Here is a 23,581-nt window from a genome sequence, read left to right on the forward strand (position 1 = left end):
CCAAAGGCAAAAAGGGCCTGGCAGATGAACTGCCCGGCCCTTCGTCCGTCTAGCTACGCGCTGACGATCGCCGGTCAGAAGTCCGTCGTCATCGAGAACAACACGGTACGCGGCGCGCCCATCGTCAGATAGCCACCGTTGGTCGACGACCAGTACGCCTTGTTGGCGAGGTTATAAACATTGGCGCGGAACGTAGTCGGACGGCCGAACACGTTCGTCGCATAGCGCGCGCCGATGTCCACGGTGTCCCACGCCTTGATCGACATGGTGTTGGCCGCATCGAAATACTGCGGACCCGTATGCGTCCAGCGTGCCGAAAGCGTGAGGCCCTGCACCCCGGGCACGTCGTATTCGGCGCCCAGGTTGAGCAGGAAGCTCGGCACGCCTACCGGGGTCTTGCCGTCGGTCGAACCCCCGTCGGTGTCGAGTTGCACGGCGTTGATCCAGGTTGCGCCCGCGATCAGACGCACGCCCTTGTACACCTCGCCGAACACCGACGCTTCCACGCCGCGATGGCGCTCGTTGCCGTTGGCCACATAGGCGCCCGCGCTGTTGGTGTAGGTCTGCGGCTTTTCGAGCTGGAACAGCGCGAGCTGCGCGCCGTACTTGCCGTTGTCGTACTTCGCGCCCACTTCATACTGCTTCGTGCGCTCCGGCGCGAGCTGGTCGCCGTAGTTCGTCGTGCCCTGAGGCGCAATGCCGCCCGCCGAAAGCGACTCGCTGCGGTTCGCGTAGATCGAGACGTTCTCCCACGGCTTGACGACGAGGCCGAACAGCGGCGTGGTGATCGAGTCGTTGTAGTTCGAGGTCTGCAGCAGCGTCGACGACGAGTAGCCGTTCGACAGGATCTCCTGGTGACGCACGCCCACCGTAAACAGCACGCGGTCGTGGAAGAAGCCGAGCGTGTCCGAGGCCGAGACGCTGCGCATCAGGTTCAGTGCCGTGATCGGCGGGTTGCCGTCCATGCCGGCCTGATAGGCCGTCGCCGGATACGGCACCTGCACGCCGCTGTAGAGGCTGGTCGGGAACGAATTGGAAAGCGTCCAGCCCGACTGCGTTTCCACGCGCACGATCGAGGCGCCCGCGGTTACGAAGTGGCTCACCGGACCGGTGTTGAAGTGGCCGCGCACGCCCGTTTCCGCCGAGGTCGCGCCTTCCTTGCGCACGACGCCCAGGCGCGAGCCGGTGGTGGTCGTGGGATCGGTGTAGTAGGGCGAGAAGTATTCGCCGTGCTCGTTCGTGTGGCGCACGCCGCCCGTCACATACGCGGTCCAGCCGGGCAGGAAGTCGTATTCGGCGCGCAGGATGCCGACGGTGTCTTCCGCGTCGCTATACGACCAGGTCTGCGCGTAGTTGTGCGTCGCCGAGGGCACACCCGGAATTTCGTCGCCGAGCACATAGACGACGGGGCGGCCGTCCGAAACGTGCTGACGCTGATACATGAAGTCGCCTTCGAGACGCAGCTTCTCGCCGCGCCAGTCGAGCGCCACGGCCGTCTGGTTGGCGCGGCGCATTTCGCTGTCGATGCTCGTTTCGCCGTCGCGGTTGTACTGGTTCACGCGGATGCCGAACTGGTCGTTGTCGCCGAAGCGGCGCCCCACGTCGATATGCGTGCCGAACTCGCCCGAGGCGCTGCCTTCGAGCGTCACGCGCGTGAGCGGCTTGTCGTCGGCGCGCTTCAGTTGCAGGTTCACGCTGCCGCCGATCGAGGTGCCGTTGGGCGCCGCGCCGTTCAGGAACGCGCTCGCACCCTTGAAGATGTCCACGCGCTCGAGCGCAGCCGTCTCGACGAGCTGGCGCGGCGTGATGCCGTACAGGCCGTTGAGCGAGATATCGTCGCTGTCGAGCGTGAAGCCGCGAATGACGTATACCTCCTGGAAGTTGCCGTAACCGTAGGCGGTGCGCACGGCCGGGTCGTTCGAGAGCACATCGGCAATGGTGCGCGCCTGCTGGTCCTCGATCAGCTTCGCGGTGTACGTCGTCATGCTGAACGGCACGTCGATGTTCTTCTGCGAACCGAGCACGCCGAAATCGCCGCCGCGCGCCACATGGCCGCCGCCAAAAGTCGGCTGCAGGTCGCCCGGCAGCGCTTCCTGGGACGCCTGCACTTTCACGGTGGGCAGCGTGGCGTTGCTGGCGCTACCGGTTGCGGCGGCGCCGCTCGCTGCGGCGGGCGCCGCGGCGGTTTGCGCGAACGCCGCGGCGGGCAGGCTGAACGCGACGGCGATGGCGGCGAGGATCGCAACCCGGGAAGCGGGGAGGTGCGAAGGCAAGTTGGAAGGCGTGTGCAGACGGGATGCGGACATAAAAAGGGTCGTAGCGAAGGTGGCGCTGGCGCCTCGTGCTGCCTTGGCGCTGTGCGCAGGCTCCGGGCGAATGGTTATGCTTTGCCGGTCAGACAGGGCTCGCGGAGCTGGCCCCATGAACGGCCCGGAAAAGTATGCGGATTGTATTGCAAATGAGAATGCGTGTTATTTAAATATTGATGTCAGTCGTTGTATTCAGCGTTTACGCAACAATTTCAGCGTCAGGCATTCGATGTGGGCGCAACGAAAGGTTGGGAAATTCGGGGTCACAAGGCGTGCGTGCGCCGCGCGCGAACGCGCGGCGTCGTCCAGCGTCGTTGCGCGCTCAACCAATGCACAGCGCGACGCTTGACGCCGCATGGGCAAGACGCGGCCTGGCCCGTTTTCGAGGCGCGTTCCATGCGGCGCCGATAAGCAGATTCGATGCCTTTCGGCAGTCCTTTCGTTGGTTCGCACGGCGCGCTCAAACCTACAATGAGGCTTCGTGATGTTCGACGTCTGGTGAACCGGAAATGACTGAAAAATCGATGCTCGTGGTGAGCGCACACAGCGCGGATTTCGTATGGCGCGCGGGCGGTGCGATTGCCCTGCACAAGAAGAACGGCTATCGCGTGAAGGTGGTGTGCCTCTCGTTTGGCGAGCGCGGCGAGTCTGCGAAGCTCTGGCGCAAGGGCCCCGACATGACCATCGAGAAAGTGAAGGCCGCGCGCCGCGAGGAGGCGCTCGCCGCCGCCGAGATTCTGGGCGCGGAGTGCGAGTTCTTCGATCTGGGCGATTACCCGCTGCGCGTTTCCGATGAAGCGCTTCTGCGCCTCGTCGACGTTTATCGCGACGTGCAGCCCGCGTTCGTGCTGAGCCATTCGCAGAAAGACCCGTACAACTTCGATCATCCGCTCGCGATGCACGTGGCGCAGGAAGCGCGCATCATCGCCCAGGCCGAAGGCCACAATCCGGGGCAGAAGATCGTCGGCGCGCCGCCGGTCTACGCATTCGAACCGCACCAGACCGAGCAGTGCGAGTGGATTCCGAACACCTTCCTCGACATCACCGAAGTGTGGGACGTGAAACGCCGCGCCATCGAATGCATGGCGGGCCAGGAACACCTTTGGGAGTACTACACGCGTGTCGCGCAACAGCGCGGCGTGCAGGCCAAGCGCAACATCGGCATTGCGGCGAAGCGCGACATTCAATACGCGGAAGGCTATATGCGCCTGACGCCCGCAGTGGTGGGAGATCTGTCATGAAACGTGGTGTCGTCGTCACCCAGATTCCGCGCGCCGACGCGCGTCACATCGAAATCCTCAAGGAAGCCGGCACGGCCACCGTGCACGAGGCGCAAAGCCGTCTCGGCCTGCTCGCCACGTATCTGCGGCCCATTTATTCGGGCGCCGCGATCGCGGGCTCGGCCGTGACCGTGCTCATGCCGCCCTCGGACAACTGGATGCTGCACGTGGCCGTGGAGCAGTGTCGCGAAGGCGACGTGGTGGTGGCCGCACCCACTTCGCCTTGCGAAGATGGCTACTTCGGCGAGCTGCTCGCCACCTCGCTCGCGGCGCGCGGCGTGCGCGGCCTGATCATCGACGCGGGTTGCCGCGACGTGCGCGCACTGAAGGCGATGGACTTCCCGGTGTGGTCGAAGGCCGTTTCGGCGCAAGGAACGGTGAAGGAAACGCTCGGTTCGGTGAACGTGCCGGTGGTGTGCGCGCAGCAGATCGTGCACCCGGGCGACGTCATCGTGGCCGACGACGACGGCGTGGTCGTGGTGCCGTTCGCCACCGTTGCGAAGGTCGTGGAAGCGACCCAGGCGCGCCTCGCCAAGGAAGAAAAGACGCGCGCGGTGCTCGCGGGCGGCACGCTCGGCCTCGACTATTACGGCATGCGCGAGCGCCTGGCCGAAAAGGGTCTGCGCTACGTCGACACGCCGGCAGACGCGTGAGTCCGCAGCGTTTGACTTCACACGAGGCGCCAAAACGACAACGAGCGCCGCAAGGGCGCTCGTTTCGCTTCGCGATGACCTGACGAAGCGGGTTAAAGAATGCGGTCCAACGCCTTCGCGAACCTCGCGACCGTGCCTTCGATGTCATGCAGTTTTTCGAGGCCGAATAACCCGATACGGAAGGTCTTGAAGTCTTCAGGCTCGTCGCATTGGAGGGGAACGCCAGCCGCGATCTGCACGCCGGCATCGGCGAACTTCTTGCCGGATCGTATGCCGTCGTCGTCCGAATAGCTGACCACGACGCCCGGTGCCTCGAAACCTTCGGCCGCGACGCTTCGGAAACCCTTGCTCACGAGCAGCGAGCGAATACGCTTGCCGAGTTCGAGCTGCTCCGCCATTACCTTGTCAAAGCCGTATGCCTCGGTTTCCTTGATCACGTTGCGCAGCGTCGCGAGACTGTCCGTGGGCATGGTCGCGTGGTAAGCGAATCCGCCGCTCTCGTAGGCTTCCATGATCTGCAGCCACTTGCGAAGATCGCAGGCGAAGCTGGTGCTGGTCGTTGCGTCGATCCGTTCGCGGGCGAGCGGGCCGAGCATGACGAGCGCGCAACAGGGTGACGCGCTCCAGCCCTTTTGCGGTGCGCTGATCAGGATATCGACGCCGCTTTTCTCCATGTCGACCCAGACCGTACCGGAGGCGATGCAGTCGAGTACGAACATGCCGCCTACGGCATGCACGGCGTCGGCCACCGCGCGCAGATACGCATCGGGCAGCATCATTCCCGATGCGGTTTCGACATGCGGCGCAAAGACCAGATCGGGCTTGTTCTCCTTGATCGCCGCGACGACTTCTTCGACCGGGGGCGGCGCATAGGCGGCCTGCCTTCCCTGTTCGACCGGGCGCGCCTTCAACACGATCGATTCAGAGGGAATGCTGCCCATGTCGAAAATCTGCGACCAGCGGAAACTGAACCAGCCATTGCGAATGACGAGGCACTTCCTGTTCGTCGCGAACTGCCGGGCAACGGCTTCCATGCCGAAAGTCCCGCTGCCTGGGACGATCACGACCGACTTCGCGTTGTAGACTTTTTTCAGGGAGCTGGAGATATCCCGCATGACGCCCTGAAAGAGCTGCGACATGTGATTGATCGAGCGGTCGGTGTAAACCACTGAATATTCGAGGAGTCCCTCGCGGTCGACATTGGGAAGTAAACCTGACACGCTCGCCTCCGATAAAGGATGAACAAGGTGAGCAGCATGTGCGATTCGATGCTGCTGCACCCATGCAGATGGGTTGGTTGTCGCGACGAAAATAGATTCTAACGAATGCCGTCTGCAGGCTGGGGCATATTTTTCTGTGCTATCTGGCGCAAGTACAAAGCGCCTGGTGGCCCGGGGCAATGGTGCGATGCGGCAGAACCGGTGTCTGTCTCACGTGCGCGCGGGCGGCTGCGGATTGTTGGCCGGGTTCGTGTCGAACCGGTTCACGCTTTCGATGCCCAGCTGGTCAGCGAGGGCCGAGAGCCGAGCATACAGCCCGTCGGCGCTTTCCCTGTCGTAGACCGCTTCACCGCGAATGTATATCGCGAACGACTTCAGGTACTTCGCCTTTTTCGCTGGATTGGCGATCGTCTCTTTCGTCCATTGATATAGCGGATAACGTTCCCGCCCGGCGCGTTCCGCCTCTTCGACATAATCGGCGAATGCGTCGAACTGGCACTTCAAGGAGGCGTCGTAATCGCGCAAGACGGCTTCGAGTAAGTCGCGCCCCGCGTAGGAGCGGTTGTCCCGCAGCGCATCGGCCAACTCGGGCACGACGGTGATGCGGACCTGGAATTGCCACGTTTCTGCCATGCATGCCTCCTGCGTTGACGCACAGCATAACCGCTCTGGGGCGGCCGCATGCTGCCGCTCATGGCTATTCTCGTCGGGAATCGGGCTTATGAAGAATCTGCGAATTATCGCTCCGTCATGTGGCCACTACGATCTACCTGTCACTCATCACCCGGCAGAAGATTTTCATGTCCACACCCGCAGGCAAAGTCGCCGCGAATAGCGGCGCCACGACTGGCACCGGTTCGAGCCATCCACTGCTGTTCACGCCGATACAGATCGGCAACCTGAACCTCGCCAACCGGATCGTGATCGCCCCGATGGCCCAGTACTCGGCCGAAGAAGGGCTGATGAACGATTGGCACCTGATTCATCTCGGCCAACTGGCGCTTTCCGGTGCGGCGGCGCTCACCATCGAGGGGACGGCGGTCACCCCCGGGGGGCGCACGAGTTACGGCGACGTAGGGCTCTATTCCGACGAGAGCGAATTCGCCATGGCGCGCGTGCTGCAGAGCGTTCGGCGCTGGTCCGACACGCCGATTGGGATCCAGCTCAACCATGCCGGCCGAAAAGGCTCGCGGCAGAAGTTATGGGACGGCGGCGCACAGATTCCTCATGGTCGCGCAAACGGCTGGAACACCTACGGCCCATCCCCGGTTGCTTTCGCGGCCGGTGAGACACCACCCACTGCCCTGGACCGCAGCGGACTGGCCGCGATTCGCGATGCCTTCGCGGCCGCCGCGCAACGCGCCTCACGGCTCGACCTGAACTTCATTCAAATCCTCGGTGGGCACGGGTATCTGCTCCATCAATTCCTTTCGCCGCTCTCGAACCACAGGGACGACGAGTACGGCGGCTCGCTGGAAAACCGCATGCGCTTTCCACTCGAGGTCTTCGAAGCCGTGCGAGACGCGTTTTCGCACGATCGCCCCGTGACGATGCGGATCTCCGCGACGGACTGGATGGACGGCGGGTGGTCCGTGCACGACGCGATCGCTTTTGTCCACGCACTGGAGGCCAGGGGCTGCGCTGCGATCAATGTCTCGAGTGGCGGCTCGAACCCCGCCGCGCAAATTCCCGTCGGGCCCGGCTATCAGGTTCCCTTCGCACGGGCCGTGAAGCAGGCGACGACGCTCCCTGTCATCGCCGTCGGCATGATCACCGAGTTCGAACAAGCCGAATCCATCCTCAGCACGGGAGACGCCGATCTGATCGCGCTGGCCCGAGCGGTGCTTTTCGACCCGCGCTGGCCATGGCACGCTGCCGCTCACTTCGGAGCCCAGGTCAGGGCGCCGAAGCAGTATCTTCGCGCTCAACCCAGTCGGCTGCAAAAGGTGTTTGTTTGAAGCGGCGATGTCGATGTCCGCGGGCCAGGCCGCCTCAGCGCGCTTGGCCCAACTGCTCGTCGATCGTCCTCGTCAACGGCGATTCCACGCGCCCGGTATGCAATGTCTGCACGGGCTCGATCAGCACGACCCAGCATTCGTCCTCTGCGACGGGATTGTGCAGCGTGCCGCGCGGCACGACGTGCATCGAGCCCGCGGGCAGATCGACGACACGCCCGTCCTCATACTCGATTTTCAGGTGCCCGCGCACGACGAAGAACAGTTCGTCCTCGTGCTCGTGGTCGTGCCACACGAGCTGCCCGCGCACTTTGGCAACCTTCACGTACTGATCGTTGACCTGGGCGACGACTTTCGGCGACCAGTAATCGGACACGCCGGCGAATGCGGCTTCGAGGTCGAACGATTCGGCAAACGGATGACCGGACATCGTTATCTCCATGCTGGAATGACGGATGCGGCGAGCAGTACGCCCATCGCAAGGTTAAGGATGCGCCAATGGCGCGGCGTGCGAAAGAGGCGGGCGAGCAGCACGCCGAGCGCACACCACAGCGCGAGCGAGACGCATGCGGCCACGCCGAACGCAGCGCTGAGCAGCAGCGCGAGTCGGTTCGGACTGCTTGCGAGCAGCGCGAACGACGCCGCGGCGCCGATCGTCATCGCCCAGCTTTTCGGGTTGAGCCATAGCAGCAGGAATCCGTTGACGAGCGTGATGGGGTGCGCGGGGCCGTTACCTGCGTTCGGCGGCCCGCTGCGCGCGATGCGCCACGCGAGCCACAGCAGATACGCGGAGCCGACTGCCTTGACCGCCGTTTGCAGCGACGGCAGCGCGAGCAGCAGACCGCCCAGGCCGAGCCCGGCGACGGCGGCGAGCACAGCCAGGCCGATCGCGATGCCGAGCATCAGCGGAATCGAACGCGCGAAACCGAAGCGCGCACCCGAAGCGGTGGCGAGCGTGGTGGCGCCGCCGGGCGTCACGGTCGCAATGACGACAAACAGGAGAAGCGGCAGGATCGAGGTCATCGGTGCAGATCCGGAAGAATGAAACTTGCACTGTACGGATCGCCGCCGCATCATCAAAGGCAATAATCCTGATGCGATTCATTACGCGGCATAATGCATCCATGAGCCGAAACCTCGACCTCGATCTGATCCGCACCTTTGTTGCCGTCGCCGACAGCGGCAGCATGACGGTCGCCGCGAATCTGCTGCATATGACGCAAGGCGCCGTGAGCCAGCAGGTGAAGCGTCTCGAAGACGTGCTGGATTGCCTGCTGTTCGTGCGCAAGACGCGCAAGCTGGAGCTATCGCGCCATGGCGAGTCATTTCTCGTGAAGGCGCGCCAGCTGCTGCAGTTGAACGACGAAATCTGGGCCGATATGACGGGCCGATCACTGCGCGGCAGCCTGCGCGTGGGCGTGCCCTACGATCTCGTGACACCGCTCGCCCCGGCGATGAAGGCGTTCGCCGATGCGCATCCGCAAGTGGAGATTTCGCTCGTGTGTGCGGCGTCGCCGGAATTGAGTGAAGCGGTGCATAGCGGCCGCGTGGATATATCGCTGGTCGAATATGTCGAGAGCGAAGCCGAAGGCGAAGTCGTCCGCATCGAGCCGTTGGTATGGGTCAAGGGGCGCGGCAGCGATGCCTGGCAGAAGCGGCCGTTGCCGCTGTCGATGGTGGACGAGCGATGTGCCTTCCGGCCGGTCGTGCTCGGCGCGCTTGCAGAGGAGGGCATTGCGTGGCGCACGGTATTCGAGAGCGGCAACATCGAGGCGACCGCTGCGACGGTGCGTGCGGGCCTCGCGATCACGACCTGGCTCGCCTCCACGGTGCCGGCCGACCTCGAGACGCTCGCGCCTCAAGCAACCGGCTTGCCCGCGCTGCCGCCGTTCGCGATCTGCCTGCGATTGCCCGCGACGGTTCAGCCCGCGGCGCAGGAATTCGCGCGCCACGTGCGCGAATCGATGTCGAACGACGCAGGCACTCGACGCCCGCAGCTCGCGAGCATTGCCTGATCTCTTGCGTTCGAGGCCGTCGCGCTTCTACAAGCGCTGCGGTAGGGCATCCGCAAAAAAGTCGGTGATCCGGCGCACGCGCGCAGGCACGAAGCGACGGCTCGGCCAGACGATGCTGACATCACGGGCGTCCCCAATGAAGTCGTCCAGCACGGTGACGATGTCGGGATGCTCGAGTTCGGCGGAGAGCGAGAGCTTCGCGAAGAGGCCGATTCCCACACCCGCGAGCACGGCCGATCGTATCGTCTCGACGCTATTGGACGACAGGTTGCCTTGGACCGGCACGTTGAAGCGCCCTTGCGGCCCATGAAACGGCCAGTTCGCCGATTCCATCAGACCGCCATAGACGAGGCAATTGTGCCTCGCGAGTTCCGCAGGATCCTTCGGTATGCCGTGCTGCTCGAAATAGCGGCGCGATCCCACGCAGACCAGCGGGGTGCTCGCGATTTTCCGCACGACCGAATCTGGATCGTTGATGGTACCCACGCGAATCGCGAGATCGATTCGATCCTCCACCATATCGCGAACGAAATCCGACAACACGAGATCGACCCGAAGACCAGGATGGCGCGACAGCAGTTCGGGAATGAGCGGGAGAACGTGCAGGCGGCCGAACGTCGAGGCGGCGGCGATGCGGGCCAGGCCCGAGACATCGAGCGTGCTGCTGCTCAGTTCGTTGTCGGCTACCTCGATTTCGTCGAGCAACGGCTTGGTGCGCTCGTAGTATTTCTGCCCTTGATCAGTGAGAGTCACGCTGCGTGTGCTGCGGTTCAATAGCTGCACGCCGAGGCGTTTTTCCAGCGCACCGATCGCCTTGCTGATGGCGGACTGTGAATCGCCGGTTCTACGCGCCGCTGCGGAAAAGCCTCCCGCTTCGACAACGGCGATGAAGGCGTTCAATTCGTGAAATCGATCCATTGCATGTCTCTCGTGAGACCCATTCCCTCGAAGAATAGATCTCATGATAACTCCGCTGATTATCATTCGTTGGGGCGGCAATTACGATGTCGATTCCGTTCACCAACAAGCAGGAATTTCAATGTCGACTCTCACAGGCAAGGTCGCCGTCATTAGCGGCGCAACGACAGGTATCGGCTTGGCGATTGCCCAGCGGTTCGTCGCCGAAGGCGCGCACGTCTTTATCTTTGGCCGTAGGCAAGGTCCGCTCGAAGAGGCTGCCAAACTGATCGGACGCAACGTGACTGCGATTCAGGCCGACGCCGCGAACCTCGATGACCTCGACCGCGTCGCCGCGGCGGTCAGGGAAGAAAAGGGTGTCGTGGACATCATCGTGTCGAACGCGGGCTTTACCGAGCAGGCTTCGATCGACACCATCACCCCAGAGCATTTCGACAAGGCATTCAACCTCATGGCGCGCGGCCCCGTCTTTCTGGTGCAGAAGCTGCTGCCGATGATGACAGGGGGCGGATCGATCATCCTGGTTTCTTCGGCCATGCACGTCATGGGCATTCCCGGGCACACGGCCTACGCGGCGACCAAGGCCGCGTTGCGTTCCTATGCGCGCACCTGGGCCGCCGAATTCAAGGATCGCGGCATTCGCGTCAACATGCTCAGTCCTGGCGTCACCGACACGCCGATACTCGACGCCCAGTCGGCGACGCGCGAGGATCTGGTGAGCATGTACAAAAGCATGGTCCCGCTCGGTCGACTCGCCCGCGCCGAGGAGATGGCCAGCGCGGCACTCTTTCTCGCCTCCGAACAGAGTTCGTATATGACGGGCGCGGATCTGATGAATGACGGCGGCATCGGCCAGGTCTGACAACCGATGCACACAATCGGCCAAAGTGATTTCCTGTTATTCAGGAATACGAATGGAGGGTGCAATTAGCTATGCAATCATCGGGCTCGGCAAGATCGGCACGGCCATCGCGCAGGCATTTGCCGATCAGGGCATCGAGGTAGCCATGGCAGGCAGACGCCCGGTCGATTCGCTCGCAGCGCAGATTGGGCCGTCGCTGGATTGACCGGCCGCGCGCTAACTCGCTTGCCGCGAGAGCGCTTTCATAACGGGCATGGCGTTGCTTGTGGACGGACGCTGCCCGTTCGCCATGCGGGAGCATGGCTCACTGTACCCGCTCCGGCTGGGCCCGAAGCTTGTCCTTGATTGCGGTCAGGCAGTTCGTGAACTGGGTGCGAAGTCCCACGGAGTTGCCGCTCGGTGCGGCAAGGCTGTCGGTTGTCACAGTCCATCCGTCGGGCGTACGCGAGACATCGAGTTCGAAGTACTCGGCCGATTCGCTGTCGAGGACCACCGACTCGCGAAAGCTGCCCTTCGCCGAACGAACGACCGCCTCGCAGCCCTGCTGGAGCCTGGCCGGCGCATGAGCAGACAAACCGGGTGAGCCGTCGCGAAAGGGGACCGCGCCGTACATGCGGAACGCCTCGAATTGCGCCGGCATGGCGGCCGTGACGAACTGGATGTCCGAATCCGAAACGGCATTTCCGCATCCCGCGAGGGCGGTGACGAAGGCTGCGAGCGCGATGCGGGCGCAATGACTCCGGTTAGTGGGTTCTTGGTTCCTGCCTGCTCGTAGTCTCTGCGCAAACGTTAGCGTTCTCATCTCCACTATTACGGCGTGCGTTATGCATATATTTATCGAGGTTAACCCTGGCATCGCATTTGTTTGACTCGACGAGCGGGCAATGCATGCGCGGTTGACGGATTCGATATCTCTGACTAGAGTCAGAGATATGAGCGCGTCCTCGATTCCTCAGATTCGTCGGTTTAACCGCATCGTCGCGGAAAGCATCGGCGCTATCGACGATCATTTCCTCGGACGAGGCCGCCCGATGGGTGAATCGCGCCTGCTATGGGAGATCGGTGTCGAAGGGGCGGATATCCGTACGCTGCGCGCGCGGCTGAGTCTTGATTCGGGTTATGTCAGCCGTACGCTGGCGTCGCTCGAGCGGCAAAAACTGGTCGTTGTCCTCACCGATTCGAACGACCGCCGGGTTCGCCGGGCTTGCCTGACTGAGGCGGGTCTCGTCGAAAGGGCTGAACTCGAACGGCTCTCCGACGCGGTCGCGTTACGCGTGCTCGAACCTCTCGGAGAGAAACAGCGTCAGCGACTGGTCGAAGCCATGTTCGAGGTCGAACGTTTGCTGCAGGCATCGCTCGTGCATTTTGCGCTCGAGGACCCGGATAGCAGTGACGCGCGGTGGTGCTTTGAACAGTACTTCAGCGAACTCGACCAGCGTTTTGAAGCCGGATTCGACCCGTCCCTGAGCCTGTCGGCAGATGCTGTCGAACTGACGGCGCCCGCAGGCGCGCTAATCGTCGCGAGACTCCACGGCGACCCGATCGGCTGTGTCGCGCTGAAATTCCACAAGAAGTCCCCGGCCGAACTCAAGAGAATGTGGGTGAGTCCTTCCGCACGCGGTATGGGCGTCGGCCGCCGCTTGATCGTCGAGGCGGAGAAACGTGCCCGCCAGGCCAAGGCGCGCGTTATTCGTCTGGAGACGAATCGAACGCTGTGTGAGGCGATATCGCTATACAGGCAATCTGGATTCGTCGAAGTCGATGCATTCAACGCCGAACCGTATGCCCATCACTGGTTCGAAAAGCGCCTGGACTGAACGAGCGCAACGCTTTGCACTACGGACTTTCGATTCTCGCTGACGATCGTCTCATGGGGCTTGCGGATTCACCCCGCGCGCCGCCCCTCCACCACACGCGTTGCGGGCGCAACCTCCATCACCGCGAGCCGGATCGCGTCGATCAGCGCGCGTGCCGCAGGCGAGGGCGAGCCCTGCGCGCGCAGTGTCAGCCCGATATCGCGGCGTGTGTGCTGCAGCGGCACGTCGAGAATCACCAACTGGCCCGATTCGATTTCGTAGTGCAACTGCTGCGCCGAGAGCGCCGTGATCATGTCCGTGCCAAGCAGCAACCCGCGAATCACGGCGAGATCGGCGGTTTCGACGGTGGGCAGGGGCGGCTTGAGCTTCACGCGGCGGAACTGCGCTTCGAGCAGCCCGCGCGAAGGCGAATGCGTGCGTGAAAGTATCCATTGAGCATCACGCAGATCGTTGAGCGTGAGGCTATGCTTTTTCGCGAATGGATGATCGCGCCGCGCGAGCACGACCATGTCTTCCGACATCAATCGTTCGTTGCCGAGGCCGCTTGCCGCATCGTTTTCGCGCAGCGCGCCGAGCACGAAGTCCACGTCGCCCGCGCGCAGGCCCGCCACGAGCAGTTCATACGCGCTTTCGTCGGTCACGACGCGCACGCCCGGATGCTGCGCGGAAAGGCGCGCGATGGCGGCCGGCAGGATCAGCGTGCGGCCCAATGGCAGCGCGCCCACGGTCACCGCGCCCTGGATATTGCCGTGCAGCGCCGCAATATCGTCGGGTACGTGTCGCAGTTCGTTGAGCGCGCGCCGCACGTGCAGCAGGAAGGTCTCGCCCTCGGCCGTGAGCAGCACGCCGCGCGGTCCGCGATGGAAGAGCGTGACACCCGAGCCGCTTTCGAGCACGCGCATGGCGCTGCTCACGGCGGGCTGGCTGATGCCGAATGCATTGGCCGTGCTCGGCATATGGCGGTGCCGCGCGAGAGCGACGAATAGCTGCAGCCGCCGGGTGTTGAGCAGATACGCGGGAAGCGTGCCTTCGCTCAACGCGCGCCGGCGCGCCTGGCGCGCTGCACACCACTGCGCGAGTTCTTCCAGTTCGCCAAAAATTCGCGCGCAGCGCTCGAGCACCACGCGGCCCACGGCCGTGGGCAGCATGCCCGACGGTTTGCGCTCGAAGAGCGGCGCGCCCAGCGCCGTCTCCAGTTCCTGCACCGAGCGCGTGACGGCCGATTGCGCGCGATACAAGGCCGAAGCGGCGCGCGTGGCGCTGCCCGTGTCGGCAACGAGGCGAAAAGCGCGCAGATGCGCGAGGTTCAGGAGTTCGGGCTGGCTCACGGCTCGATCATGTCGTTTTGGGTGGGATACGCGCCGTGTCTCATGCGGCGACCGTGGCAACCATGGCAACTGCGGCGGCGGCGCCATCGTCGACCGCGCTCAGATGCAGCCGGTCGACCGAGAGATTGAGGCTCTCCTTCGAAATATGCGTGTGCTCTTTCATCAGCGCCTCGACGCGTGCGCCTTCGCCGTTGACGAGCGCGCCGACAATGGCGTGATGCTGGCGGTGCGCATACGAGAGCATCATGAACTGACGCTGCTGCGCGGCCTTGTCGAACACCACCGTGCCCGGCGAGACGAATGGAATCTTGTCGTTGAGCCCGAGCGCGGCACTCACCGCAAGATTGTGCGCCGCTTCCACAATCAGTGCGTGGAAGCGGCCGTTCATCGCGGCGTAGCGCGTTTCCGCTTCGCTGTCGAGCACGCCGGCCGCGAAAATCGCGTCGCCTTCGCGCAGACAGTCTTCGAGTGCGCGCGCGAGCGCCTGGTCCACGCCGCGCTCGGCGACCGTGCGCGCGGCGAGCCCTTCGAGCACGCCGCGCACGTCGATGGCGTTGAGCACGTCGGTCACCGAAAAGCGCCGCACGGTGTAGCCGCGCGCGCCCGAGCGCTCGACGAGGCCTTCGGTCGCGAGCACACTCAGCGCATAGCGCAGCGGCGTGCGCGAAATGCCGAGGCGCTCGGCGAGTTGCGCCTCGACGAGCCGCTCGCCGGGCTCGAGTTCGCCGGAGAGGATGCGCGTGCGCAGCGCCTGCACGATGGTTTGCTGGGTCGTCCCGTTCATGTCATGCGTGAATCGCAGCGGGCGAGGCGCGCGGCGTATGGCGCGCGCGGCCCTTGCGAGTTCGTTCTTTTGATATCTGTTTCGTTTATGAGGAGGTTGCCGGGGCGGATCGGCCGCACTTCCCGCAACAGGGTTTCAGGATACCAAAAACCGTTGCGGCGCGCGGGTTTGCGCGATCGGCCGAATGTGCGCAAGCGCGCACAAGCCTTGAATTCATGAGGGAAAGGGAAAAAATCGTGGTTAACCCTTGCTTACGGTTTGGGCGGCGTTTTTGTAATTTCGTATCCCAAGTGATGGATCGAAGGCGTCTGCCGGCGCATCCGGTCCAGCGCGGCGCGAGTGCGCCGCATGAACAGCAGCAGAGGGCAAGATCATGGCAAGAATAGTGGGCGGCATCGGCACATCGCACGTGCCGACAATCGGCATGGCATACGACAAGGGCAAGCAGAACGAACCCGCGTGGGCGCCGCTCTTCCAGGGGTACGAACCGGTGGCGAAGTGGCTCGCCGAGCGCAAGCCGGACGCGCTCGTGATGTTCTACAACGACCACGCCAACAGCTTCTTCTTCGACTGCTATCCCACCTTCGCACTGGGCGTTTCCGCCACGCACGAGTTCGCCGACGAAGGCGCGGGCAAGCGCGCGCTGCCGGACATCGCGGGCCACCCCGATCTCGCGATCCATATTGCCGAGCAGCTCGTCAACGACGAGTTCGATCTCACGATCTTCCAGGACAAGCCGCTCGACCACGGCTGCAACTCGCCGCTTTCGCTCATGCTGCCGCACGAAGGCGGCTGGCCCGCGGCGCTGGTGCCGATCCAGGTGAATGTGCTCCAGTATCCGCTGCCCACGGCGAACCGCTGCTACCGGATCGGCCAGGCGCTGCGCCGCGCGATCGAATCGTTCGAGCAGGATCTCGACGTGGTGGTGGTCGGCACGGGCGGCCTTTCGCACCAGGTGCACGGCGAGCGCAGCGGTTACAACAACACCGAATGGGACATGGAGTTCCTCGACCTGATCGTGAACGATCCGGAGCGCCTCGCACGCATGAAGCACGTGGACTACGTGCGCCTTGGCGGCGCCGAAAGCGTCGAGACGATCATGTGGCTCGCCATGCGCGGGGCGCTGGGCGGCAAGATCCGCGAAGTCCATCGCAACTACTATCTCGCGACCAGCACGGCGATGGCGGTCACGGTGTACGAAGAAGAGGGCCAGCAATGAATCCGCAACTGGTTGGCATCGAGGAACTGACGGGCACCTACCCCTTCGACATTCGCCAGAGCATGAAGGCCATGCGCCTGAATCGCTTCTTCTGGGAAATGCGTCTGGCGCAAGCGCGCGATCTGTGGCTGCGCGACCGCACGGCCGCCTACGACGCCGCCGCGCTCACCAGCGAGGAGCGCGCGCTCGTCGACGCGACGGACTGGCTCGGCCTCATTCAATACGGCGTGTGCTTCTTCGTGCTCGAGAAGTTCGCGCGCGTGGTGAAGATCACGAATCTCGGCATGTACGCCAGTATGCGCGGCGAAACCCTCGAAGCGTTCCTGAAGACGCGCAAGGTGCCCGACGCAGTCTGAGCGTTTGCCCGACCGTTTGATTTCCTGATTGACTTTTGCGCTCGGGCGGGCATTTTGCCCACTCGAACGCGTTTGACCCGCGTGGCCCCACATGCCGCGCGCTCGCTTGCGGCTCGCCGGATCTCGGGGCGGCGAGAGCGCTACCCTTCGATGCTCGAATAAACAGGTTTGTTCAAAACAGGAGACCTGGAGAATGCAGGATCATAAGCACTACAAAAAGATTGCATGGGCGATTACGGTGGCCATCGGTGTGATGGCGTGTGCTGCACCGGCGTTCGCGCAGAGCAGCGTGACGCTCTACGGCATGATGGACACGGGCATTACCTACGTGAGCAACCAGGGCGGCAAGCACAACGTCAAGATGGACGACGGCGTGAACGGCCCGAACCTGTGGGGCATGACCGGCACGGAAGACTTGGGCGGCGGCATGAAGGCCTTCTTCCAGCTCGTCAACCAGTTCCAGGTGGACAACGGCGCGTTCATGCCGAACAAGAGTCTCTTCAGCCGTACGTCGATTCTGGGTCTGAGCAACGACAAGCTGGGCAAGCTCACGCTCGGCAACCAGTACGACTTCATGACGGACTCGCTGTATTTCGCGGGCAACGATCCGGCGGAGCTCTCGGGCCATTTCTACGATTTCCGCGCAGGTCCGTTCCAGAAGCTCGCGCTGCCGAACAACCCGACTGGTTCGTTCGACTGGGACCGCATGGCTGGCGAAACCGTCAACAACTCGGTGAAGTATCTGTCGCCGACGTTCGGCGGCTTCAGCGCGGGCGCGATGTACAGCTTCGGCGGCGTGGCCGGTTCGATCGGCACGGCCAATGGCACGAGCTTCGCGCTGAACTACTCGGCACATGATTTCGGCGTGAACGCGGCCTATACGAACCTCAAGACCGTCGTGACGGGCGAAGGCGACGTGAGCGTGCGCAACTGGGGTATCGGCGCGCACTACCGTTTCGGCGGCTGGATCACGAACGCGCTCTTCACCACCGTGCACAACTCGGCCAACGGCGGCTCGGTGTATCAGGGCTCGGTGGGCGCGCACTACAACTTCACGCCTGCACTCAGCGCCGGCGCGTCGTACATGTACATGAAGGGCAACGACGTGGTCGACAACAATCACGCGCACCAGGTTGCGGCGATCGTCGATTACGCGCTTTCCAAGCGCACCAGCGTGTACGTGCTGGGCGTGTACCAGCGCGCCAGCTCGGGCGGTCTCGCGCAGATCAACGGCATGAACTCCTCGGACGGCGCTTCGAGCGGTCAGAGCCAGGCGGTTGCGCGCGTGGGCCTGCATACGCACTTCTGATGCACCGCTAGCTTCATCATCTCCGGCAGTTGTTTGACGCCGCCCGATCGGCTGATGGGGCGGCGTTTTTTCATGGTGCGCATCCTTTCACGAAAGGCTCGCGAATTGGGCAAAATAACGCCAGTCGCAACAGCACTCGCGTGACGAGAAAGGAAGTTTCATGACGGATACGGTGGATTGCGTCGTGATCGGCGCGGGCGTGGTCGGTCTCGCGGTTGCGCGCGCGTGCGCGCAGCAGGGCTGGGAAACCGTCCTCGTCGAGGCGGAAAACGCCATCGGCACGGGCACCAGCTCGCGCAACAGCGAAGTGATACACGCGGGCATTTACTACCCGCAAGGCTCACTCAAGGCGCGGCTGTGCGTGCAAGGCAAGCACAAGCTTTACGCGTATTGCGAAGAGAAGGGCGTGGAGTTCAGCCGTTGCGGCAAGTTCATCGTCGCGACGCACGAAGGGCAGCTCGATGCGCTGCGCGCGATTCGCGCGGCGGCCGCCGCCAATGGCGTGGACGACCTGCGCTGGCTCGACCGTGGCGAGGCGCGCGCACGGGAACCCGCGCTCGAGTGCGTGGCGGCGCTCGAATCGCCCTCCACGGGCATTGTCGACAGCCACGGTTTGATGCTCGCGCTACAGGGCGACTTTGAAGCGGCGGGTGGCATGCTCGCGTTTTGCTCGCCGGTCACGGGGGGCCTCGTGCGGCCGGGCCAGCCGACGCTCCTCAAGGTAGGCGGCGACGAGCCGATGGAATTGCTCGCCACGCGCGTGGTGAACAGTGCGGGCCTCTACGCGCAGCAGATCGCGGCATGCATCGAAGGCGTGCCGGCGCAATCGATTCCGCCGGGGCGCTACACGAAGGGCAATTACTACTCGCTGGCGGGCGCGGCGCCGTTTTCACGGCTCATCTATCCGGTGCCTGAGGAAGGGGGCCTGGGCGTGCATCTGACGATCGACCTGGGCGGCCAGGCGCGCTTCGGTCCGGACGTGGAATGGATCGACACGATCGACTACACCGTGGACCCAGGCCGCGCGGCGAAATTCTACGAGGCGATTCGCACTTACTGGCCCGCGCTGCCTGACGACGCGCTGCAACCGGGTTATGCTGGCATTCGCCCGAAGCTGGCCGAGGGCAAGCATGGCGGCGACTTCGTGATCCAGGACGCGCGCGAGCACGGCGTGAGCGGGCTCGTGAACCTCTACGGCATCGAGTCGCCTGGGCTGACGGCTTCGCTCGCGATTGCGCACGAAATCATCGAACGCCTGAAAACACACTGACTGCAGTGGCGGATCAAACGCGAATCAACGCGAATCAACGCGAATCACAAGGAGAACAGGATGGTCTACGAGATGGCGCATATCACGGTGAGCGCAGGCAAGAACGCCGAATTCGAGGCAAACGTGGCGCAGGCGCTGCCGCTCTTTCATCGCGCACGCGGCTGCCGCAGCGTGGAATTGCAACGCGGCGTGGAGGAGCCGAACCAGTATGTGCTCGTCGTGCAGTGGGACACCGTCGAAGATCACATGGTGCACTTTCGCGAGTCGGATGACTTTCAGGAATGGCGCCGGCTCGTCGGCCCGTACTTCGAGAAGCCGCCGGTCGTGGGGCACACGCAGGTCGTCGTGAAGTAAGCGGCTGGGCGCGGCCAGCCGCGCTTACGCCTTGATACCGAATCCCTCCACATACCCCACCGCGTCCTCCCCGTCCCAAACGCGTCCATCGACGAACGGCGCGGTGGCCGTCCCGGCCGGCCGCGCGATTCCCATCGCCGCCGCCGCTTGCCCGTACAGCGCGGTCTGGTTCAAGCCGCGCGCGATCTCGCGATAGTCGCTTCGGCGCGCGAGCATGCCCCATCGTTCGAACTGCGTCAGAAACCATACGCCTTCGGATTCGTGCGGATAGTTCACGCGGCCTTCCTCGAAGAACTTCATGCCTGGCGTGTGCGATGCCGGGTCCGCTTCGAGCCGTGCCGCGATCAGCGCGGCGTCCACCCCCAGCATCTCCGGGCGCGCGAGCCATTGCGCAATCTCGCGTCGATTGCCTTCGCCGTCCAGCCAGCGGCACGCTTCGAGCATCGTCTGTACGAGCGCGCGCGCCGTGTTCGGATGGCGCACCACGAAATCGCGCCGGCAGGCGAGCACCTTCTCGGGATGATCCGGCCAGATCGCCCCGCTCGCGATGATCGTGCGTCCTACGCCGCGCTGCTGCGCGAGCCCAGGCCACGGCTCGCCCACGCACAGGCCGTCGAGGCGATCTTCGGCGAGCGCGGCCACCATCTGCGGCGGCGGGATCACCACGCTCTCGATGTCGCGCAGCGGATGCACGCCTTGCGAAGCGAGCCAGTAGTACAGCCACATCGCGTGCGTGCCGGTGGGGAAGGTCTGCGCGAACACGGGCTTGCGCGCGAGCGTGGCGAGCGCGCGCGGCAGCGAGCCGTGTTCGGCGAGCGCATCTGAGAGACGGTTCGAGAGCGTAATGGCCTGGCCGTTGCGGTTGAGCACCATCAGCACGGCCATGTCGGTCTGCGGGCCGCCCAGGCCGAGCTGCACGCCATACACGAGGCCGTAGAGCGAATGCGCGGCGTCGAGCTCACCGGACAGCAGCTTGTCGCGCAGCGCCGCCCACGAGGGCTGGCGCGAGAGCTCGAGCGTGAGGCCGTGCGCGTGGCCGAACTCCAGCAGCTTCGCGGCGACAAGCGGCGCGGCGTCGGCGAGCGGCACGAAGCCGATCTTCAGATGGGTTTTCTCGGGCGCGGCGAGGGTAGGGGTGGCGTTCATGGGCGAGCTTCGTTCCTGCTCAATCGGGTCGTTCCTGCGCTTGCGCGAGCGCGACGATCTGGCGGGCGACTTCGGCGAGCTTCACGCTCTCGTTCATCGCGCGTTTGCGCAGCGCCGCGTAGGCCGCGGGTTCGGTCAGCTTCTGTTGCTCCATCAGGATGCGCTTCGCGCGGTCGATCAGCTTGCGCTCGGCCAGTTCGTTTTCGGCCTGCGTGAGACGCTCGCGCAACTGCGCTTCCTGTGCAAAGCGCGCGAGCGCGACTTCGAGGATCGGCGCAAGGCGCTCGCTCGCGAGCCCTTCCACGAGATAGGCGGTCACACCCGCATTCACGGCCGAGCGGATCAGCTGCTGGTTGGCATCGTGGCTGAACATCAGCACCGGGCGCGGCGCGGTGGCGTTCATCACCGCGAGTTGTTCGAGCGTATCGCGCGAGGGCGACTCGGTGTCGATGATGATGACGTCGGGCCGCTCGCGCTCGACGACGCGATGCAGCGCCTGCGGCGTGGCGGGCTCGGCGAGCATGTCGTAGCCGAGCTTGGCGAGCGCGTCGCGCAGGTCGCCGATAGGCTTGTCGGTGTCGGTTACGAGCAGTACGCGCAGCATGAGGATTCGGTGGTCGTCGGCATGACGTCTTCGACGGTTAATCGGTGCATTGCGCGCCATCGCTGGGCGCGCATGAGGGTTCAGCAAGGTGCGTGCCAGTTTGTCCGTTGGCCGCGAAGCCATGCCCGTTGGGGTTTTGGGCGCGCCGCGCAAAAACTCGGCGCGCGATGTGTTGTGCACCGCAGCAGTGCGATGGGCGATACGGCGCACCCAGTTGGCGCAGTGGTCGCGGGCGATGCCCGAAAAAGTGCCGGAGGGCAGCATGAGTCCGCGCTCAGGACTCCGGCGTCAAGACACGCGGACGCGGCGTCTTTTGTGACACGCATATTTCACCTATTCTTTTTAGCGCACGCCGTCGGCTCCACGATTCCCAGCGCCAGCATTCTCACGACAATTAACCGGCCAATGGAAATGGAAAGACCTGCTTCCCCCAACGCACAGCCCACCAGTGCCAGCGCAAGCCAGCCCTGGTTGCGCTGGCTGCCCGGCGTGACGTTGTTGAAGACTTATCAACGCGCCTGGTTGCTCAACGATCTCACTGCGGGACTCGTGCTGACTACCATGCTCGTGCCGGTCGGCATTGCCTACGCGGCGGCGTCCGGTGTGCCGGGTGTATACGGTCTCTATGCCACGATCATTCCGCTGCTGGCCTACGCCATTTTCGGGCCCAGCCGCATTCTCGTGCTAGGCCCCGACTCCGCGCTTGCCGCGCCGATACTCGCCGTGGTGGTGCAGGTAGCGGGCGGCGACCCCGCACGCGCCATCGGCGTGGCGAGCATGATGGCGATCGTTTCCGGGCTCGTCTGCGTGGTCATGGGGCTGTTGCGCCTCGGCTTCATCACGGAGCTGCTGTCCAAGCCCATTCGTTACGGCTACATGAACGGCATTGCGCTCGCCGTGCTCATTAGCCAGTTGCCGAAGCTCTTCGCCATCTCCATCGACGAGCAGGGGCCGATGAGAGACCTGCTCAGCCTCGCCCAGGGTGTCGCGCGCGGCGAGGCGAACTGGTACAGCTTCGCCGTGGGCGCGGGAAGCCTCGTGCTGATCCTCGCGCTCAAGCGCTTCGATAAAGTGCCCGGCATCCTGATTGCCGTGATCGTGGCCACGCTCTCGGTCAGTCTCTTTCATCTCGACACCGTGGGCGTGAAAGTGCTGGGCACGATTCCCCAGGGTTTGCCTGGACTCTCGCTGCCATGGGTCGCCAACGCGGACCTGGTCAAGATCGTGCTGGGCGGCGCGGCCGTCGCGTTGATCGCTTTCGCCGATACGAGCGTGCTCTCGCGTACCTATGCAGCGCGCTTTCATGCGCGCGTCGACCCGAACCAGGAGATGGTGGGCCTCGGCGTGGCGAACTTCGCGGCCGGCTTGTTCCAGGGCTTTCCGATCAGCAGCAGCGCCTCGCGCACGCCGGTTGCCGAAGCCGCGGGCGCCCGCACGCAGCTAACCGGCGTAGTCGGCGCGCTCGCCGTGGCGGCGCTGCTTATGGTCGCGCCCAATCTGTTGCGCTATTTGCCCAATAGCGCGCTCGCCGCCGTGGTGATTGCCGCCGCGCTCGGCCTCTTCGAAATCGCGGATCTCAAACGCATCTACCGGATTCAGCAGTGGGAGTTCTGGCTGTCGATCGGTTGCTTCGTGGCAGTCGCGGTCTTCGGGGCGATTCCCGGCATTGGACTTGCCGTCCTGATCGCCGTGATCGAATTCCTCTGGGACGGCTGGCGGCCCCATTTCGCAGTGCTCGGCCGTGTGGAGGGCGTGCGCGGCTATCACGACATCGAGCGCTATCCCGAAGCGGTGCGCACGCCGGGACTCGTGCTGTTTCGCTGGGACGCGCCGCTGTTTTTCGCGAATGCCGAATTGTTTCAGCAGCGCCTGATGGAGGCGGTGGAAGCGTCGCCCACGCCGGTGCGCCGGGTCGTGGTGGCGGCGGAGCCCGTGACGAGTGTGGACGTCACGTCCGCCGACATGCTGCGCGAACTGACTCATACGTTGCGCGAGCGCGGCATCGCGCTGCATTTCGCTGAGATGAAGGACCCGGTGCGCGACAAGCTCAAGCGCTTCGATTTGCTCGAAGACATCGGTCCGGAGCGCTTCGATCCGACCGTGAGCAGTGCTGTCGATCGCTATGTCGACGAGACCGGCCTCGCGAAGGACGAGGCCGGGCCGCAAACGGGACGGTAGTGAA

At 64.1% G+C, this 23,581-nt stretch carries 25 protein-coding genes; 14 read left to right on the forward strand and 11 right to left on the reverse strand.

Annotated features, from left to right (window positions below; translation table 11 throughout):
* Positions 1–74: 74 nt before the first annotated feature.
* Positions 75–2,306, reverse strand: a complete 2,232-nt coding sequence (locus BFD71_RS18540; RefSeq protein ID WP_069265764.1) for a TonB-dependent receptor — start codon at positions 2,304–2,306, stop codon at positions 75–77.
* 115 nt (positions 2,307–2,421) lie between these two features.
* On the opposite strand from BFD71_RS18540, the gene BFD71_RS40610 reads away from it, so the two are divergent.
* From BFD71_RS40610 to BFD71_RS18550, 3 genes are all read left to right on the forward strand, one after another.
* Entirely contained in the window at positions 2,422–2,658 is a 237-nt protein-coding gene (locus BFD71_RS40610) for a hypothetical protein (protein WP_141710720.1), read from the forward strand.
* A 160-nt stretch (positions 2,659–2,818) separates the two neighbouring features.
* A complete protein-coding gene (locus BFD71_RS18545; protein WP_069265765.1) occupies positions 2,819–3,550 on the forward strand; it encodes a PIG-L deacetylase family protein in 732 nt (243 codons plus the stop codon).
* Positions 3,547–4,242, forward strand: coding sequence for a 4-carboxy-4-hydroxy-2-oxoadipate aldolase/oxaloacetate decarboxylase (locus tag BFD71_RS18550; protein ID WP_069265766.1), 696 nt, complete (start codon positions 3,547–3,549; stop codon positions 4,240–4,242). Before BFD71_RS18545 ends, BFD71_RS18550 begins: the two co-directional genes overlap by 4 nt.
* Before the next feature lie 92 nt (positions 4,243–4,334).
* Here BFD71_RS18550 and BFD71_RS18555 read toward each other — a convergent pair whose 3' ends face one another.
* Positions 4,335–5,462: an aminotransferase class V-fold PLP-dependent enzyme gene (locus tag BFD71_RS18555; protein ID WP_069265767.1), complete on the reverse strand. Its 1,128-nt coding sequence runs from the start codon at positions 5,460–5,462 to the stop codon at positions 4,335–4,337.
* A 210-nt stretch (positions 5,463–5,672) separates the two neighbouring features.
* Entirely contained in the window at positions 5,673–6,095 is a 423-nt protein-coding gene (locus tag BFD71_RS18560) for a hypothetical protein (protein ID WP_069265768.1), read from the reverse strand.
* Between the two features lie 167 nt (positions 6,096–6,262).
* On the opposite strand from BFD71_RS18560, the gene BFD71_RS18565 reads away from it, so the two are divergent.
* Positions 6,263–7,420 (forward strand): NADH:flavin oxidoreductase/NADH oxidase, encoded by a 1,158-nt coding sequence (locus tag BFD71_RS18565; RefSeq protein WP_069265974.1) that lies wholly within the window; start codon positions 6,263–6,265, stop codon positions 7,418–7,420.
* Between the two features lie 34 nt (positions 7,421–7,454).
* Here BFD71_RS18565 and BFD71_RS18570 read toward each other — a convergent pair whose 3' ends face one another.
* Positions 7,455–7,847 carry a cupin domain-containing protein gene (locus BFD71_RS18570; RefSeq protein WP_069265769.1) on the reverse strand — a complete coding sequence of 131 codons (393 nt, stop codon included), beginning with the start codon at positions 7,845–7,847 and terminating at the stop codon, positions 7,455–7,457.
* Positions 7,848–7,849: 2 nt separating this feature from the next.
* Positions 7,850–8,440 (reverse strand): LysE family translocator, encoded by a 591-nt coding sequence (locus tag BFD71_RS18575; protein ID WP_069265770.1) that lies wholly within the window; start codon positions 8,438–8,440, stop codon positions 7,850–7,852.
* Positions 8,441–8,541: 101 nt separating this feature from the next.
* Here BFD71_RS18575 and BFD71_RS18580 point away from each other — a divergent pair, with 101 nt between their 5' ends.
* Entirely contained in the window at positions 8,542–9,432 is an 891-nt protein-coding gene (locus BFD71_RS18580) for a LysR substrate-binding domain-containing protein (protein WP_069265771.1), read from the forward strand.
* Positions 9,433–9,459: 27 nt separating this feature from the next.
* Here BFD71_RS18580 and BFD71_RS18585 read toward each other — a convergent pair whose 3' ends face one another.
* Positions 9,460–10,350 carry a LysR substrate-binding domain-containing protein gene (locus BFD71_RS18585; RefSeq protein WP_069265772.1) on the reverse strand — a complete coding sequence of 297 codons (891 nt, stop codon included), beginning with the start codon at positions 10,348–10,350 and terminating at the stop codon, positions 9,460–9,462.
* Between the two features lie 121 nt (positions 10,351–10,471).
* Here BFD71_RS18585 and BFD71_RS18590 point away from each other — a divergent pair, with 121 nt between their 5' ends.
* On the forward strand, positions 10,472–11,212 hold the full coding sequence (locus BFD71_RS18590; RefSeq protein WP_069265773.1) for an SDR family NAD(P)-dependent oxidoreductase: 741 nt from the start codon (positions 10,472–10,474) through the stop codon (positions 11,210–11,212).
* 52 nt (positions 11,213–11,264) lie between these two features.
* Positions 11,265–11,417 carry an NAD(P)-binding domain-containing protein gene (locus BFD71_RS40615; protein WP_370684288.1) on the forward strand — a complete coding sequence of 51 codons (153 nt, stop codon included), beginning with the start codon at positions 11,265–11,267 and terminating at the stop codon, positions 11,415–11,417.
* Between the two features lie 99 nt (positions 11,418–11,516).
* On the opposite strand, the gene BFD71_RS18595 is transcribed toward BFD71_RS40615, so the two are convergent.
* Positions 11,517–12,014 carry a hypothetical protein gene (locus tag BFD71_RS18595; protein WP_141710721.1) on the reverse strand — a complete coding sequence of 166 codons (498 nt, stop codon included), beginning with the start codon at positions 12,012–12,014 and terminating at the stop codon, positions 11,517–11,519.
* 130 nt (positions 12,015–12,144) lie between these two features.
* On the opposite strand from BFD71_RS18595, the gene BFD71_RS18600 reads away from it, so the two are divergent.
* On the forward strand, positions 12,145–13,029 hold the full coding sequence (locus BFD71_RS18600; protein ID WP_069265975.1) for a bifunctional helix-turn-helix transcriptional regulator/GNAT family N-acetyltransferase: 885 nt from the start codon (positions 12,145–12,147) through the stop codon (positions 13,027–13,029).
* A 68-nt stretch (positions 13,030–13,097) separates the two neighbouring features.
* Here BFD71_RS18600 and BFD71_RS18605 read toward each other — a convergent pair whose 3' ends face one another.
* Both BFD71_RS18605 and BFD71_RS18610 read right to left on the reverse strand, forming a co-directional pair.
* The gene (locus BFD71_RS18605) at positions 13,098–14,357 is read right to left on the reverse strand and encodes a LysR family transcriptional regulator (protein ID WP_069265775.1); all 1,260 of its coding nucleotides are present in this window, start codon (positions 14,355–14,357) and stop codon (positions 13,098–13,100) included.
* Positions 14,358–14,397: 40 nt separating this feature from the next.
* Complete coding sequence (locus BFD71_RS18610; protein ID WP_069265776.1) at positions 14,398–15,141, reverse strand: GntR family transcriptional regulator; 744 nt, start codon at positions 15,139–15,141, stop codon at positions 14,398–14,400.
* A gap of 373 nt (positions 15,142–15,514) precedes the next feature.
* Between BFD71_RS18610 and BFD71_RS18615 the strand changes: the two genes are divergently transcribed.
* From BFD71_RS18615 to BFD71_RS18635, 5 genes are all read left to right on the forward strand, one after another.
* Positions 15,515–16,360, forward strand: a complete 846-nt coding sequence (locus tag BFD71_RS18615) for a gallate dioxygenase (protein WP_069265777.1) — start codon at positions 15,515–15,517, stop codon at positions 16,358–16,360.
* Positions 16,357–16,716 carry a protocatechuate 3,4-dioxygenase gene (locus BFD71_RS18620; protein WP_069265778.1) on the forward strand — a complete coding sequence of 120 codons (360 nt, stop codon included), beginning with the start codon at positions 16,357–16,359 and terminating at the stop codon, positions 16,714–16,716. Before BFD71_RS18615 ends, BFD71_RS18620 begins: the two co-directional genes overlap by 4 nt.
* A gap of 193 nt (positions 16,717–16,909) precedes the next feature.
* Positions 16,910–18,025, forward strand: coding sequence for a porin (locus BFD71_RS18625; RefSeq protein ID WP_069265779.1), 1,116 nt, complete (start codon positions 16,910–16,912; stop codon positions 18,023–18,025).
* Positions 18,026–18,185: 160 nt separating this feature from the next.
* Positions 18,186–19,295, forward strand: coding sequence for an NAD(P)/FAD-dependent oxidoreductase (locus tag BFD71_RS18630; RefSeq protein WP_069265780.1), 1,110 nt, complete (start codon positions 18,186–18,188; stop codon positions 19,293–19,295).
* A gap of 60 nt (positions 19,296–19,355) precedes the next feature.
* Positions 19,356–19,649, forward strand: coding sequence for an antibiotic biosynthesis monooxygenase family protein (locus tag BFD71_RS18635; protein ID WP_028202455.1), 294 nt, complete (start codon positions 19,356–19,358; stop codon positions 19,647–19,649).
* A 24-nt stretch (positions 19,650–19,673) separates the two neighbouring features.
* Here the strand turns inward: BFD71_RS18635 and BFD71_RS18640 are convergent, their stop codons facing one another.
* Together BFD71_RS18640 and BFD71_RS18645 are read right to left on the reverse strand one after the other, a co-directional pair.
* Positions 19,674–20,795 carry a CmpA/NrtA family ABC transporter substrate-binding protein gene (locus BFD71_RS18640; RefSeq protein WP_069265781.1) on the reverse strand — a complete coding sequence of 374 codons (1,122 nt, stop codon included), beginning with the start codon at positions 20,793–20,795 and terminating at the stop codon, positions 19,674–19,676.
* Between the two features lie 19 nt (positions 20,796–20,814).
* The gene (locus BFD71_RS18645) at positions 20,815–21,399 is read right to left on the reverse strand and encodes an ANTAR domain-containing response regulator (protein WP_069265976.1); all 585 of its coding nucleotides are present in this window, start codon (positions 21,397–21,399) and stop codon (positions 20,815–20,817) included.
* Positions 21,400–21,810: 411 nt separating this feature from the next.
* On the opposite strand from BFD71_RS18645, the gene BFD71_RS18650 reads away from it, so the two are divergent.
* Entirely contained in the window at positions 21,811–23,577 is a 1,767-nt protein-coding gene (locus BFD71_RS18650) for a SulP family inorganic anion transporter (RefSeq protein WP_069265782.1), read from the forward strand.
* Positions 23,578–23,581: the final 4 nt, after the last annotated feature.

It is taken from the genome of Paraburkholderia nodosa (assembly GCF_001718195.1).
In the GTDB taxonomy this organism is placed as follows: Bacteria; Pseudomonadota; Gammaproteobacteria; order Burkholderiales; family Burkholderiaceae; genus Paraburkholderia; species Paraburkholderia nodosa_A.